The 15,363-nt window shown below is 43.5% G+C and carries 17 protein-coding genes; all 17 read left to right on the forward strand.

From position 1 onward, the window contains the following. Positions 1-4: 4 nt before the first annotated feature. The 17 genes from era (at position 5) to O3621_RS00855 (ending at position 15,089) form a co-directional block, all read left to right on the forward strand. Positions 5-904 (forward strand): GTPase Era, encoded by a 900-nt coding sequence (gene era / locus O3621_RS00775; RefSeq protein WP_002931140.1) that lies wholly within the window; start codon positions 5-7, stop codon positions 902-904. Between the two features lie 26 nt (positions 905-930). Then, positions 931-1,713, forward strand: coding sequence for an alpha/beta fold hydrolase (locus O3621_RS00780; RefSeq protein WP_314450418.1), 783 nt, complete (start codon positions 931-933; stop codon positions 1,711-1,713). Position 1,714: 1 nt separating this feature from the next. Then, the gene (locus O3621_RS00785) at positions 1,715-2,185 is read left to right on the forward strand and encodes an NUDIX hydrolase (protein ID WP_371513280.1); all 471 of its coding nucleotides are present in this window, start codon (positions 1,715-1,717) and stop codon (positions 2,183-2,185) included. Positions 2,186-2,334: 149 nt separating this feature from the next. After that, positions 2,335-2,826 carry a hypothetical protein gene (locus O3621_RS00790; protein WP_314450061.1) on the forward strand — a complete coding sequence of 164 codons (492 nt, stop codon included), beginning with the start codon at positions 2,335-2,337 and terminating at the stop codon, positions 2,824-2,826. Beyond that, the gene (locus tag O3621_RS00795) at positions 2,826-3,035 is read left to right on the forward strand and encodes a helix-turn-helix transcriptional regulator (RefSeq protein ID WP_314450059.1); all 210 of its coding nucleotides are present in this window, start codon (positions 2,826-2,828) and stop codon (positions 3,033-3,035) included. Before O3621_RS00790 ends, O3621_RS00795 begins: the two co-directional genes overlap by 1 nt. A 25-nt stretch (positions 3,036-3,060) precedes the next feature. Next, complete coding sequence (gene mutM / locus O3621_RS00800) at positions 3,061-3,885, forward strand: DNA-formamidopyrimidine glycosylase (RefSeq protein WP_314450057.1); 825 nt, start codon at positions 3,061-3,063, stop codon at positions 3,883-3,885. A 5-nt stretch (positions 3,886-3,890) separates the two neighbouring features. Beyond that, complete coding sequence (coaE, locus tag O3621_RS00805; RefSeq protein WP_314450055.1) at positions 3,891-4,487, forward strand: dephospho-CoA kinase; 597 nt, start codon at positions 3,891-3,893, stop codon at positions 4,485-4,487. A 3-nt stretch (positions 4,488-4,490) separates the two neighbouring features. Beyond that, entirely contained in the window at positions 4,491-5,693 is a 1,203-nt protein-coding gene (locus O3621_RS00810; protein ID WP_314450065.1) for a multidrug efflux MFS transporter, read from the forward strand. Beyond that, positions 5,693-5,842, forward strand: a complete 150-nt coding sequence (gene rpmG / locus O3621_RS00815; protein ID WP_072074309.1) for a 50S ribosomal protein L33 — start codon at positions 5,693-5,695, stop codon at positions 5,840-5,842. The genes O3621_RS00810 and rpmG overlap by 1 nt, the downstream gene beginning before the upstream one ends. Positions 5,843-5,884: 42 nt before the next feature. Further along, positions 5,885-6,118, forward strand: coding sequence for a preprotein translocase subunit SecG (gene secG, locus O3621_RS00820; RefSeq protein ID WP_002894878.1), 234 nt, complete (start codon positions 5,885-5,887; stop codon positions 6,116-6,118). A gap of 89 nt (positions 6,119-6,207) precedes the next feature. Beyond that, positions 6,208-8,556: a ribonuclease R gene (gene rnr, locus O3621_RS00825; RefSeq protein WP_314450052.1), complete on the forward strand. Its 2,349-nt coding sequence runs from the start codon at positions 6,208-6,210 to the stop codon at positions 8,554-8,556. Next, a complete protein-coding gene (gene smpB / locus O3621_RS00830) occupies positions 8,519-8,986 on the forward strand; it encodes an SsrA-binding protein SmpB (RefSeq protein WP_002894882.1) in 468 nt (155 codons plus the stop codon). Before rnr ends, smpB begins: the two co-directional genes overlap by 38 nt. A 174-nt stretch (positions 8,987-9,160) precedes the next feature. Beyond that, positions 9,161-9,592 carry an Rrf2 family transcriptional regulator gene (locus tag O3621_RS00835; protein ID WP_125340965.1) on the forward strand — a complete coding sequence of 144 codons (432 nt, stop codon included), beginning with the start codon at positions 9,161-9,163 and terminating at the stop codon, positions 9,590-9,592. Positions 9,593-9,673: 81 nt separating this feature from the next. After that, on the forward strand, positions 9,674-10,675 hold the full coding sequence (locus tag O3621_RS00840; RefSeq protein ID WP_125340964.1) for an NADP-dependent oxidoreductase: 1,002 nt from the start codon (positions 9,674-9,676) through the stop codon (positions 10,673-10,675). Positions 10,676-10,689: 14 nt separating this feature from the next. Continuing rightward, complete coding sequence (locus O3621_RS00845; protein WP_125340963.1) at positions 10,690-11,526, forward strand: alpha/beta fold hydrolase; 837 nt, start codon at positions 10,690-10,692, stop codon at positions 11,524-11,526. Between the two features lie 250 nt (positions 11,527-11,776). After that, positions 11,777-12,637 (forward strand): SAM-dependent methyltransferase TehB, encoded by an 861-nt coding sequence (tehB, locus tag O3621_RS00850; RefSeq protein ID WP_371513537.1) that lies wholly within the window; start codon positions 11,777-11,779, stop codon positions 12,635-12,637. 382 nt (positions 12,638-13,019) lie between these two features. Beyond that, positions 13,020-15,089, forward strand: a complete 2,070-nt coding sequence (locus tag O3621_RS00855) for a M13-type metalloendopeptidase (RefSeq protein ID WP_371513286.1) — start codon at positions 13,020-13,022, stop codon at positions 15,087-15,089. The last annotated feature ends 274 nt before the right edge of the window (positions 15,090-15,363 follow it).

Below are 15,363 nucleotides of genomic sequence, written 5' to 3' on the forward strand. Positions count from 1 at the left end.
AATAATGACTTTTAAATCAGGTTTTGTAGCTATTTTAGGACGTCCTAATGTTGGGAAATCAACCTTTTTGAATCATGTTATGGGGCAAAAGATTGCCATCATGAGTGATAAGGCTCAGACCACACGCAATAAAATTATGGGGATTTATACGACGGATAAGGAGCAGATTGTCTTTATCGACACACCGGGAATCCATAAGCCCAAGACGGCTCTAGGTGATTTTATGGTGGAAGCAGCTTACAGCACCTTGCGTGAGGTGGATACTGTCCTCTTCATGGTGCCGGCTGATGAGCCGCGTGGCAAGGGCGATGACATGATTATCGAGCGCCTGAAAGCGGCTAAGGTGCCAGTTATTTTGGTGGTTAATAAGATTGATAAAGTCCATCCCGATCAGCTTTTAGCGCAAATTGATGATTTCCGTCAGCAGATGGATTTCAAAGAAATCGTGCCGATTTCAGCCCTGCAGGGTAATAATGTTTCACGTCTGGTTGATATCCTCAGTGAGAATTTGGAGGAGGGCTTCCAGTATTTCCCAGAAGACCAGATTACTGACCATCCGGAGCGCTTTCTGGTGTCTGAGATGATTCGGGAGAAGGTTTTGATGCTGACACGAGAAGAAATTCCCCACTCAGTCGCAGTGGTTGTTGACAGTATGAAGCGAGACGAGGAGACGGACAAGGTCCATATCCGAGCGACCATCATGGTGGAGCGTGACAGCCAAAAAGGCATTATCATAGGCAAAGGCGGATCCATGCTTAAGAAAATCGGTTCTATGGCTAGGCGCGATATTGAGCTTATGCTGGGGGATAAGGTCTTCCTAGAAACTTGGGTCAAGGTCAAGAAAAACTGGCGGGACAAGAAGTTGGACTTGGCGGACTTTGGCTATAATAAGAAGGAGTATTGAGGTTTTCTAAGCCAGTAAGTGAGGTGATGGAGATGCCGTCATTATTCATTGATGAAAGAGGGGAGCAAAATCCAAAAAGTATTATCTTTTTGCATGCTTCAGGCTCTAGCAGTCAGATGTGGCGACACCATGTTGCTGTGCTTGAGCAAGATTTTCATTGCGTTCTTGTGGATTTACCTGGTCACGGAGCCAGTCATAATATTGAGTGGACAAACTTTGATGATGTCGTAGAAATGATTGTGGCTGTCATTAAAAGCAAAGCACATGGCAAGCCGCACTTGGTTGGTCTTTCATTAGGTGGTTCCCTCATTCTTAAGTTGTTGGAAAAACATTCTAGTCTTATAGATAGAGTCATTGTGGATGGGGCAAGCCCTCGGCCAATTAAGGGCTATCGCAAGATCATTGCCATTGTATATCTGATGTCTTTCTTGAAAAATACTAAATTTGTAGCCAATCTCCTGACAAAGATGATGCAAGAGGACGGAGCACCTGTCCAAGACGTTCAGCGCTTTGTTGCAGATTTCCAAAGAGCTGAACGGCGTTCATTTCGACGTGCGATGTCACAGGCAAATCTCTTGAGACTTAACTTGCAGTTTGATAATCCTGCTTTCTTTGTCTCAGGTGGGAAAGAAGCCGAAACTATTCATGACTGGCACCGCATGTTGGCGCAGAAAAATGCTAGGTCTGAATGGGTCTATTATCATGACAAAGGGCATGCTTGGCTTTTTAGTGATGTGGATACGCATATTCAGCTACTAGGCTATTTCTTTCAAAACGCTGCCTTTCCAGAGAAATTGAAAGGATTTTGATATGGACTATATTTCCTATATTCGCTCCAAGGTGGGGCATGATAAGGTTATCTTGAATTTTGCTGGTGGGATTCTGGCAGACGAGGAAGGTCGTGTGCTTCTGCAGTTGCGAGGTGATAAGAAAACATGGGCGATTCCTGGTGGAGCTATGGAGCTCGGGGAGACTTCTCTGCAAGCAGCCGTGCGTGAATTTTACGAAGAGACTGGTATTGCTGTTGAAGCCAAGCGCTTGATGAATGTTTACACTAATTTTGATGAATCTTATCCTAATGGGGACAAAGTGCAGACGGTTGTCTTTCTGTATGAATTGCAGGCACTGGAGAATTTTGATATTTCCAATTTTCATAATGAGGAAACACTGCGGTTAGGCTTTTTTTCTAAAGAAGAAATAGCAGAGTTGGAAAATGTATCGGATAAACACCGCCTGATGCTGGATGAGTATTTTTCGGACAGCTTTGCTATGGGGCTTTGATAGCTTACTATGAGCATGTCATTTATTTAGAACAACATGCTGCATAGTTTAATTGAATTATTGTTTTACAATATTTCTTGACCTAGTTAAATTATTGTTTTATAATAATTGTAAGGATAAATTATCGTAAAACAATAAGGAGGTAAGCTATGAAGATGCGAATTTTGAAACAAGTAATAACCATAATTACTTGTTTGGTACAAATATTTTGTGCTTTCTGGTTTTTAGCTAGAGGTTTTGTAGCCATTGTCTTGATGATTTATAACTGGCAATCAACTGCTACCCCACTTTCAGAGTTATTAAGGTTCTCTTATGAAATACTTTGGTTGGGTTTGCTTCCTATTTTGCTTTTTGGACTGATTCGCCGATTTTTACACAGTATGATAAACCATCAACTTTTTACAGATGAAAGTTATAAGATTAGCAGACATCTATTGATTTTAGTCACTTGCTTACCTATTGGTAGTGTTATATGGGATGTTTTTATCGGTCAAAAGTCCATACAGACTTGGCTAGAGCTTGTAGATGATATATTTCTACCCTATATGGATAGTCTTGCTCTGGTAATTGTCTTGGGGGTCTTGCATCTTGTCATAAAAAACGGGAAGACAATTCAAGAAGATGTAGATGGTTTTGTGTGATGGGAAAAATCAAGGTTAATTTAGATAAAGTGTTGGAAGAAAAAGGCCTGACCTCGAAAGAATTGGCGACAATTATTGGCATTACACAAGCAAATTTGTCTATTCTAAAAACAGGTAAGGCTAAAGGTATTCGCTTTGCGACCTTACTGGCTATCTGTGAAACGCTGGATTGTCAGCCTGCTGATATTTTAGAGTATATTTCTGGCTAATAAATAAAAGATAGAAAGGAGCTTTATGCCTGAATTACCTGAAGTGGAAACGGTTCGGCGCGGTTTGGAGCGTCTGGTTGTTGGCAAGACGATTGGGCAGGTGCAGGTCCGCTACGCCAAGATGATTGGCACGGGAGTGGATAGCTTTGTCCACGACTTGCCAGGTCAGACCATTGAAAGGATTGGCCGTCGGGGCAAGTATTTGCTCTTTTACCTGACGGGCGGAGTGCTGGTTTCCCATCTGCGAATGGAAGGCAAGTATCTTTTTTATCCTGATGCGGTGCCTGAGCGCAAGCATGCCCATGTCTTTTTCGAGATGACAGATGGTGGAACGCTTGTTTATGAGGATGTTCGCAAGTTTGGGACCATGGAGCTGTTGAGAAAGGATCAGCTGGAGGCTTATTTTGCTGACAGAAAGCTTGGTCCAGAGCCGACAGAGGCGGACTTTCTTTTACCGCCTTTTGCTGCAGCTTTGAGTCGTTCCAAGAAGCCCATCAAACCCTATTTGCTGGAGCAAACCCTGGTCGTTGGGCTAGGAAATATCTATGTAGATGAGGTCCTTTGGCGGGCGAGGATTCATCCGGCAAGGCCAGCAGCTAGTCTAAAGCCTGCTGAAGTGAAGCGACTGCGTGAGCAGATTATAGAAGTTTTGCAGCAGGGGATTGAAAAGAGAGGATCGACCATTCGGACCTACCGCAATGCTTTGGGTGAGGATGGCACTATGCAGGATTTTCTGCAGGTCTATGGAAAGACTGGTCAACCTTGTACTAGATGCGGCAGCCCGATTGAGAAAATTAATCTGGGCGGACGCGGTACACATCTCTGTCCTCATTGCCAGAAAGCGAGGTAGCTGTCATGGTAAGAATTATCGGTATTACTGGTGGTATTGCCTCGGGTAAGTCAACAGTGACAGAGTTTTTGAGGCAGCAGGGCTACCAAGTCATTGATGCGGATCAAGTAGTGCATGAGCTGCAGGAGCCGGGGGGACGGCTTTATCAAGCTCTTTTATCTGCTTTTGGCCCAGCTATCTTACAGGAAGATGGGCGCTTGGACCGGCCTAAGCTGGGAGCTATGATTTTTGGGAATCCCGAACTCTTGGCCCAGTCCAGTCAAATACAAAATCAGATTATCCGCGAGGAACTGGCTGGTCGGCGAGATTTGCTGGCAGAGACGGAAGACATCTTTTTTATGGATCTTCCCTTGCTGTTTGAGCTACAATATGAAGATTGGTTTGACCAGATCTGGCTGGTGGATGTGACGGTGGAAACTCAGCTCAGTCGTCTTATGACTCGAAATGCTCTCAGTCAGGTAGAGGCAGAAAAGCGAATAGCAGCTCAGCTATCTTTACAAGAAAAACGAAAGAGGGCGGATGTGCTGATTGATAATAATGGCTCGCTTGAGGAAACTCGACAGCAGATTCGCGAGGCTTTGCAAAAACTAGAAAGAAGATGATTTATTACGACACAAGTAAATTGGAAACATAACCTGAAAGTCGCTTGGTTTGGGAACTTCCTGACAGGTGCCAGCATTTCTCTGGTGACGCCTTTTATGCCACTTTTCGTGGAGCAGCTAGGTGCCAGAGGTCATGAGGTGGAGTATTACTCTGGGCTAGGGATTTCACTCTCTGCAATCTCAGCGGCGCTGCTCTCTCCTGTTTGGGGAAGTCTGGCGGACCGATATGGCCGCAAGCCTATGATGATACGTGCGGCTACCGCTATGGTTTTCACGATGGGCGGTATTGCCTTTGTCCCCAACATTTTCTGGCTCTTGCTCCTACGCTTTCTAAACGGTGTTTTTGCTGGTTATGTTCCCAATAGTACAGCTCTGATTGCTAGTCAGGCTCCTAAGGAAAAAACGGGTTATGCTCTGGGAACTCTCTCGACTGGTGTCGTTGCGGGTAATCTTATGGGGCCATTTATTGGCGGTCTGATTGCGGAGATGTTCGGTATCCGTAATGTCTTTCTTCTGATTGGCGGCTTCTTTCTAGTGGCAGCTTTGATGACCTTTTATTTGATTCGGGAGGATTTTGTGCCGGTGACCCGACAAGAAGGGGTAGGCTTTAGGGAATTGCTGCGCCAACTCAGGTATCCTAAGATGCTGATGAATCTCTTTCTGACCAGCTTTGTTATCCAGTTTGCAGCTCAATCTATCAGCCCTATTCTTGCCCTCTATGTCAGAGAACTGGGGCAAAAGGACAATCTGATTTTTGTTTCGGGTCTCATCGTTTCTAGCATGGGACTTTCCAGCATGATGAGCTCCAGTATTCTGGGGCGGTTAGGAGACCGTATCGGCAATCACCGGCTTCTGGTGTTGGCTCAGTTCTATTCAATCCTGATTTATCTGCTCTGTGCCAATGCTGGCTCCCCTATGCAGCTGGGCTTTTATCGCTTTTTATTTGGCCTAGGAACAGGGGCGCTGATACCAGGTGTCAATGCTTTGCTAAGTAAGATAACACCCAAGTTTGGAATCTCTAGAATTTTCAGTTATAATCAGATTTTCTTTTATCTGGGCGGGGTGGTCGGCCCTATGTCTGGATCGGTCATTGCGGCAGCCTATGGCTATCATTCAGTCTTTTATGCAACAGCAGGGCTGGTTGCCGTTAGTATGCTGGCCAATCTCTTTAGTTTTCGAAATTTATTTAAAAAGAAGGATATCTAGTGCGCGTTAAAATAAATTTAAAATGTTCCAGCTGCGGCAGTCAGAACTATCTGACCAGCAAAAATACTAAAACGCATCCGGAAAAAATTGAGGTCTTAAAGTATTGTCCCAAGGAAAGAAAAGTTACTTTACATCTTGAATCCAAGTAGATTTTATGATAAAATAGATAGGATTTTAAGGAGTTTTTATTTATGTACAACCTATTATTAACCATTTTAGTCATTTTATCAGCTATTATTGTCATTGCAATTTTTATGCAACCAACCAAAAATCAGTCCAGTAACGTCTTTGATGCCAGTGCCAACGACTTGTTTGAACGTCCTAAGGCTCGCGGTTTTGAAGCTGTGATGCAGCGGATGACGGGAATCATGATTTTCTTCTGGCTACTGATTGCATTGGTATTAGCAGTATTATCTAGTAAATAAAATGGGCTCTGACTTCGTCTTGGCCTATTTTTTAAGTTTTAAAGAGATTTAGAAGAGATGAAGAAAGAACTCATCAAGAGAAGAGGAATATGAAATCAGAAATTATTGAATATTTAAAAGACAGGCAGCAAGCCAGCGTAGATGAGCTGGCGGCTGCTTTGGGGAAAGAGTCTTCCAAGGCCTTTAGTAGCTTGGTCAAGACCATCTCCCAGATGGAAAGAAAGCATCAGATTCGCTTTGATGACAAGGGGCGGATTGAGCTTTATGAGAAGAGAAAGCAGGAGCGTCTGACGCTCAAGGGTGTTTTTCATGCCCACAAGAATGGCTTTGGCTTTGTCACCCTGAATGAAGAAGAGGATGACCTCTTTGTCGGACGTAATGATGTCAATCATGCCATTGATGGCGATACGGTGGAAGTAGTCATTACCAAGGTAGCAGACCGGATCAAGGGAACATCAGCTGAGGCTAAGATTATCGATATTTTGGAGCACAGCCTGACGTCAGCAGTTGGTCAGCTGGTTCTGGATGAGGAAAAGCCCAAGTACGCGGGCTACATCCGCTCGAAAAATCAGAAAATCCGTCAGCCTATTTATGTCAAAAAGCCAGCCATGGTTTTAGATGGTACAGAGGTGCTCAAGGTCGCTATTGACAAATATCCGACTAAGAAACACGATTTCTTCGTGGCAAGTCTGGTCGATGTGGTCGGTCATGTCAATGATCCAGGTATTGATGTACTGGAAGTGCTGGAGTCCATGGACATTGTCTCTGAGTTTCCAGAAAAGGTCTTGGAAGAAGCCGAGCAAGTTCCAGATGCACCGACAGAGAGTGATTTGGCAAGGCGTTTGGACCTGCGTGAAGAGATTATCTTCACCATTGATGGAGCGGATGCCAAAGACTTGGACGATGCTGTTCATATCAAGCGCCTGAAAAATGGCAACTTTGAGCTAGGCGTCCATATCGCAGATGTGTCCTACTATGTCAAAGAAGGCTCTGAGCTGGACAAGGAAGCCCTCAATCGGGCGACTTCAGTCTATGTGACTGACCGCGTGGTGCCTATGCTGCCAGAGCGCCTATCAAACGGAATCTGCTCGCTCAATCCCAATGTGGACCGGCTGACCCAGTCGGCGATCATGGAGATAGATTCCAAGGGGCGCGTGGTCAAGCATACCATCACCCAGACTGTTATCAAGACGACCTTCCGCATGACCTACAGTGATGTCAACGACATCATCGCAGGTAATCAGGAAAAAGCTGAGCAGTTCAAGGCCATTGTGCCTAGCATTGACAGCATGGTCCAGCTGCATGAGATTCTGGAAAGCATGCGCTTTAAACGCGGAGCGCTTAACTTTGACACCAATGAAGCCAAAATCATGGTCAACAAAGAAGGTCGGCCAGTGGATATTGTCCTGCGTCAGCGGGGAATTGCTGAACGTATGATTGAGTCCTTTATGCTGGTGGCCAATGAAACAGTGGCAGAGCATTTTGCTAAGCTAAATCTGCCCTTCATCTATCGGATTCATGAGGAGCCTAAGGCGGAGAAGGTGCAGAAGTTTATCGACTACGCCTCTAGCTTTGGGATTCGGATATACGGGACGGCTAGCTCTATGAGCCAGCAGGCTCTGCAGGATATTATGGAGGCGGTCAAAGACCAGCCTTATGAGGATGTGCTGTCTATGATGCTTCTGCGCTCCATGCAGCAGGCTCGCTACTCTGAGCACAATCACGGCCACTATGGTCTGGCAGCGGAGTTTTATACGCATTTCACCAGTCCGATTCGCCGCTATCCAGACCTTCTGGTTCACCGGATGGTGCGGGATTATGGCAAGTCTAAAGAAATAGCAGCGCATTTTGAGCAAGTAATTCCAGAGATTGCCAGTCAGTCTTCCAGCCGAGAGCGTCGAGCTATCGAGGCCGAGCGTGAAGTCGAAGCCATGAAGAAGGCTGAGTACATGGAAGAATTCGTTGGAGAAGAGTTTGACGGTGTGGTTTCAAGCGTGGTCAAGTTTGGACTCTTTGTTGAGTTGCCCAATACGGTTGAAGGCTTGATTCATGTCACCAATCTGCCAGAGTTTTACAGCTACAATGAGCGGACGATGACCCTGCAAGGAGAAAAGTCTGGCGTAGTCTTCAAGGTCGGTCAGCAGATTCGCATCAAGCTGGTTCGAGCGGATAAGGCTACGGGCGAGATTGACTTTGAATACCTGCCTAGTGAATTTGACCTGATAGAAAAGACTAGCAAGAGTGGCAGAGGCAAGTCAGGCAGAAAGAGACGCCGTGAAGATGACAAGCGCAGCCATTCTTCCAAAGAAAAAGGCTACAGAGATAAGAAAGATAAGAAGTCCAAGAAAGGCAAGAGCCAGAAGGCATTTTACAAGGAACTAGTCAAGAAAGGAGCCAAGCATGGCAAAGGGAGAAGGAAAGGTCGTCGCGCAAAATAAAAAGGCCAGACACGACTACACCATCGTGGATACCATCGAGGCCGGCATGGTGCTGACAGGGACGGAAATCAAGAGCGTCCGTGCCGCCCGCATCAATCTCAAAGACGGCTTTGCTCAGATCAAGAACGGTGAGGCCTGGCTCAGCAATGTCCATATCGCGCCTTATGAAGAGGGAAATATCTGGAACCAAGAGCCTGAACGTCGCAGAAAGCTGCTGCTGCATAAGAAGCAGATCCAAAAGCTGGAGCAGGAGACCAAGGGAACTGGTATGACGCTGGTGCCGCTCAAGGTCTATCTCAAGGATGGCTATGCCAAGCTCCTCCTGGGCTTAGCCAAAGGGAAGCACGACTACGACAAGCGCGAGTCCATCAAACGCCGCGAGCAAAACCGCGACATCGCAAGACAAATGAAGAACTTTAATACAAGATGAAAGACTGGGTGACCGGTCTTTTTTTATTTTAGGGAGCAAGTTTTCCAGTTATTCGATTGTCTTCGATGACTTTTCTAATTTAAAAAAAGAAGTGAGCATAATAGTTGATAAGTAACCATCCAGGTGATATACTTGTTCTTGTATCAGATACAAGTTTATGGAAAAGGAGTTTCTATGGATACAAAATTCTCAGTGGCTTTGCATATCTTGACAATGATTAGTGAGAGTAGGGAGACTTTGAGTTCCCAAAACTTAGCGACGAGTGTAGGAACTAATTCTAGCTATATCCGAAAAGTCATTACCTTGTTGAAAAATGCAGGTTTAATTATTTCTCATCAAGGTAAATCGGGCTACCAACTCGGTAAAACTCCTAAGAAGATGAGTTTACTTGAGATTTATTATGCTACCCAAGAAGTTAAGCACATTAGTTTGTTTCAAATGCATCAGAACGCTAATCAAGAATGTCCTGTCGGACAAAATATTCAAGAAGCGGTCTCGCCGATTTTCGCTAGCACAGAAGCTCAACTAGAAAAAGCACTAAGTCATCAAACATTAGATGATGTCATCAATAATTTATATAAAACAGCTAATCAAGTTCGAAACTGACTTGTAAAATCTTAGTTTTAAAAACAAAAATACAGTCTTGCACTTGATGCAAAGAAGATAAAGGATAGAAAAGAGATTATAATGAAAGCAGCACTACATACAAAATATGACAAAAAGAACATCAACCTTACGATAACAGAAATAGCAAAGCCTATCATTACAGATAATCAAGTTTTGGTTAAGGTCACTGCAGCGGGAGTCAATCCTTTGGACAATATGATTTCCCGAGGAGAAGTTAAGATGATTGTCCCTTACAAATTGCCGCAAACAGCTGGAAATGAAGTTGTTGGAGTTGTTGAAGAACTTGGAAGCCGTGTCAGCAACTTCAAGCTTGGCGACCGTGTTTTTGCTCGCCTTCCACTTGATCATATCGGAGCTTTTGCAGAATATGTTGGCGTAGATAGTGAAGCCTTGGCAAAAGTCCCAGAATATTTGACAGACATTGAAGCCGCTGCGATGCCTTTGACAGCTTTGACTATTATGCAAGCTCTTGAGCTTATGGGAGCTCAAGCTGGTAAAACAATCTTCATCTCTGGAGGGACAGGTGGTGTTGGTGGCATGGCGATTCCTATTGCTAAAGCAAAAGGCTTGAAGGTTATCACGAATGGTGCTGCCGTTAACGCTGAGCGTATCTTGAACCTAGGGGCAGATCGCTTTATTGATTACAAGACGGAGGATTATACAAAAACTGTCAGCAATGTGGACTATGTTTTGGATACACTTGGTGGTGCTGAAACAGAGAAGCAAATGTCTATCATGAAAAAAGGCGGACACTTAGTTTCTCTTCGAGCGATGCCAAATGGTGCTTTTGCTAAACGTATGAACTTGCCAAAATGGAAACAAATCTTGCTAGGACTTGCTGGTCGTAAGTTTGATAAGATGGCTGAGAAGTATGGTGTTCATTATCATTTTATCTTTGTTGAAAGTAATGGTGCTCAATTACAAGAAGTAGCAGATATTTTCAGTAAACTTGAAATCAAACCATCTATTGATACAGTTTACACGTTTGATGAGGTGAATGCTGCTCTCGATAAGGTTGCGAATGGACGTTCACGTGGGAAAACAGTTCTCAGCTTTGAATAATTAGAAAGAAGTTTATGTCTTACATCACAACAAAAAATCAATACATCTCTGTTGCTGGCAATCAAATTGCCTATCGTGAACTTAGCAAGGGTAAGTCTGACTTTCCGCTTGTTATGTTAGTTCACTTGGCTGCGACCTTGGACAATTGGGATCCAAAACTTTTAGATTTGATTGCGAAAGAGCATCATGTCCTTGTCTTAGACCTACCAGGTGTTGGGGCAAGTCAGGGAAAAGTTGCAACGACTATCCAAGGCATGGCAGAGCAAACCATCGCCATTATAAGTGATTTAGGTTACAATCGTATCAATCTTCTAGGACTGTCTATGGGAGGTATGATTGCTCAAGAAATAGTTCGTATGGATTCTGATTTGGTTAATTGTCTTATTTTGGCAGGAACTGGTCCTCGAGGTGGATTTGAAATGGATAAGGTTACCGGAAAAACATTCAAATATATGTTTAAAGCTGCCCTTGAGCGTATTGACCCAAAACGCTATATTTTTTACAATCATGATGAGCAAGGTAAAGTAGAGGCTTTGAAGGTTTTAGATCGTATGGGCGCGCGGACTGAGGAATTTAAGGACAAAGACATGAAAATTGCTGGTTTCTTAGCGCAGCTCAAGGCAATCAAGGCTTGGGGACAAGCTCCACAAGACGATCTGAAATATATCACTCAACCAACCTTAATTGTGAATGGTGATAAGGATATGCAAGTCCCAACAGAAAATTCTTATGCTATGCATGAAAAGGTAGAAGGCAGCAAACTTCTTATCTATCCAAATGCTGGACATGGTTCCATTTTCCAATATGCGGATGAATTCTCAAAGGAATTGTTGAGTTTTTTGGCAGCATAAATAGTCAAAATGCTAGGGTTAAAAAAGGACATAGCAACTTTCATACAAGATAAAAGACTGGGTGACCGGTCTTTTTTAGTTTTATCTTAGTGATTCTCATCTACAGTAGCCATCTTAAATTGTTCGTTGTCGAAATTACCAAACAAAAAAGTTCTGTCCAATTTAACACTTGTCAAGTTTATCCTTTTCGAGTATGATAAAGACAGTTAGATTATTCGGAGCTTGGCTTTAAGAGAAAGGATTTTTTATGATAGAAGAATTGCTAGCCTATAAACGCATGCCGTTGTGGACGGCTGAGACCATGCCAGAAGCGGTAAAGAGAAAGCACAATACCAAAGAGGGAACTTGGGGCAAAATTACTGTTCTCAAGGGACGCCTTAAGTTTGTCGAGATGTCAGAGGAGGGTGAGGAGCTGGCTGAGCACATCTTTGAGGCTGGTCAGGACAATCCTTTTGCCCAACCCCAAGCTTGGCATCGGGTCGAAGCCTTGACGGATGACCTAGAGTGGTATTTGGAGTTTTACTGTCGGCCTGAGGATTATTTCTCAAAGAAATACGGCAGCAATCCAGTGCACTCAGAGGTTTTGGAAGCCATGCAGACAGTCCGACCAGGGCGGGCGCTTGATTTGGGCTGTGGTCAGGGTCGCAATGCTCTCTTTCTAGCCAAGCAGGGCTTTGAAGTGACGGCTGTAGATCAGAATGAGCTGGCACTGGAGATTTTACGCAGCATTGTGGAGCAGGAGGGTTTAGATCTGCCAGTGGGTAGCTACGACATTAACTCAGCTAGTCTGACCCAGACTTATGATTTGATCGTTTCCACCGTTGTACTTATGTTCCTGCAGGCGGATCGGATTCCGTATATTATCCGAAATATGCAAGAGCATACAGCGCTTGGTGGCTACAATCTCATCGTCTGTGCTATGGATACAGAAGACTTCCCATGCTCTATGCCTTTTCCTTTTACTTTTAAGGAAGGTGAGCTTGCCGAATATTACAAAGACTGGGAGCTGGTTAAGTACAATGAAAATCCTGGTCACCTCCATCGCCGGGATGAAAACGGCAATCGAATTCAGCTGCGATTTGCTACGATGCTGGCTAAAAAGGTTCAGTAGGAGACAGTAGGAAAGAACTAAATTTTTGAAAATTTAGCTTTACCAACTTATCTCAGCCTCAATATTTTTTGAACATAATAAAGCTAGACTGAGGCATTTTTGTCTCAGTCTTTTTTTATTTTAGTAAAAAACTTTAGAAATATTTTAGAATTTCTTTAGAAATATCTGAAGTTTGGTCGCTATACTAGAAAGTGCAAGGGGGAGAGAAAAGAGCTGGAAGCAACAGGACAGCTGGTAGAAAACTTTAGTTTTTCTTTAAGTGTGAGTCTAGAGCAGATCACTTTTAAAAGCAGACTGAACGACCTTATTCTCTCCTCTTGCGGCAATTTTTTCCAGACCTTCAGTTTTCTGTTGACGAGGAAAAAAGAATATGTTAAAGTAAATGAGTAAAATAAAAAAGTCAATTATATTTTACTTAATATACAAGGAGGAACTCATGAAGAAAAGAACGAAAATCATTCTAACTTCTACGTTGACTGTGACCGGCCTAATCTTGGCTGCCGGTGGCTACTGGGCTTATAAGACCTTTGTCCCTCAGGAGACACCGATTGATAAGAATGCCACAGTGAGGACCAATTACTATCAGGCCATCAATAAAAAATGGCTGGAAAAGGCAGAAATCCCTAGCGACCAGCCGTCTAATGGTGTGTTTTATGAACTGAACGAGCAGGTCAAGGATAAGATGAAGGCGGATGTCAAAAATCTAGTCTCTGGTAAAGAAGAGTCAACGATTGAAGGCATGCCTGAGTTTATCAAATACTACCAGCAAGCGACTGACTTTAAGCAGCGGGAAAAGGATGGCTTAGATCCTCTCAAGTCCTATCTCAAGGAAATTGAAGACTTGTCCGATCTAAAGGACCTAGCTGGCAAGGCTGTTGACTGGGAAAAACGCGGTTTGGCTCTGCCGTTTACCCTTGAAATTAGTTCTAACCTAGAAAATACTAATCAGAAACAAGTGAATCTGTCCAGTCCAAGTCTTATGCTGCCGGATAAGAGCTACTATGAAGATGAAGCTGCTAAGAAAAGGATGATGGATCCGCTGGAAAAAGCATTCAAAGAAGCCATGCAAAAGCTGGGCTACAGTGAAAAAGACAGCGAAAAGATTGTCAAAGAAGCCTTAGAATTTGATGGAGAACTGGCCAAGTATGCCCAAAGTAATGAAGAAACTTCGGAAATTAAAAATCTTCACCACCCTAAGACGGCAGAAGACATCAATGCCTACTCTGATACCTTTAAGTTTCACGATATTATCAATGACTATCTAGGTCAGGAAGCTGGTGATGTCAATGTTCCTAACCCTAAGTATTATGAAAATTTTGCCAAGGTAGTTAATGACAAGAATTTTGGCAAGCTCAAATCTTGGATGCTTGTGAAGCAGGCAGCATCAGCATCTAGTTTTCTAACCGATGACTATCGGCTGATTTTTGCAGAGTACCAAAAATCCTTGCAAGGTACTAAGGAAGCAACTTCAAAAGAAGATGCAGCATACAATCTGACAACAGGAACTTTTTCAGATGTGTTCAGTCTTTATTATGGTCGCAAATATTTCGGTGAGGAAGCCAAGCAAGAAGTGACCCAAATGGTCAAGGATATCAAGGAAGTTTATCGGGAACGCATGCTGAAAAACGAATGGCTATCAGAAGAAACCAAACAGAAGGCAGTCAAGAAGCTGGATACTATGAAACTCTATATCGGCTATCCTGAAAAAGTTCGCGAAGTGACTAAGGCCTTGAAAGTAGACGATAAAAAATCCTTCTTTGAAAATGCAATTGCTTTGAGTCAAGCAAAACATCAATATGATGTTGAACACTTCTCTGAGCCAGTAGACAAGGACGAGTGGGTCATGCCTTCCTATGATATCAACGCTTATTACTCACAGGAAAATAACAGTATCAACTTCCCAGCCGCAATCCTGCAGAATCCATTCTTTGATGTTAAGCAAGAAATGGAAAAGAACTATGGTGGTATCGGTATGGTTATCGGTCACGAGATTACTCACGCCTTCGACTCAAACGGTGCAAACTTTGATGAAGAGGGGAATTTGAATAATTGGTGGACAGAAGCAGATAAGAAAGCTTTTGACAAGAAAATTGAAGCAGTTACCAAGCAGTGGGATGGTATTGAAATCTACGGCGGCAAGGTCAACGGCAAGCTTACGGTAACAGAAAATGTAGCCGATTCGGGTGGACTTTCAGCCACTCTCGAAGTTGTTAAAAAGAAATATCCAGATGCAGACTTGAAGAATTACTTTGAAAACTATGCCAATATCTGGAGAAGTAAGGCCAGTTTGCAATTTAACCAACTTCTCCTGAAGGTAGATGTCCATGCTCCGTCCGAACTGCGGGTCAACCAGCAACTCAAAAATGTAGAGGCCTTCTATGAAACCTATCCAGAAATTAAAGAAGGTGATGCCATGTATCTGGCTCCAGATAAGCGGGTCAGCGTATGGTAAGATGGCTTGTCTAGAGAAGACGGTAAATATGAAGCACAACCAGTTTGGAAATAGGAGAGAAGTTTGTTCTTTTTCTCTTATCCATTCTTTCCTGCGACACCTGCGCGGCTGCGGGTTGTGCCTCTGCAGCCACGTGTCTTTAAAGTCAGATTTTATCTGGCTTTTTTCTATTTTGAAATGAATTATTTATCTAGTAAATCTTACACGTCAAAAAAAATGAAATCGCTTGCAAAACCTAGAGTAAAAGACTATACTGAATATAGTATTTAATTTT

Source organism: Streptococcus sp. 20925_1_22, assembly GCF_041431685.1.
In the GTDB taxonomy this organism is placed as follows: Bacteria; Bacillota; Bacilli; order Lactobacillales; family Streptococcaceae; genus Streptococcus.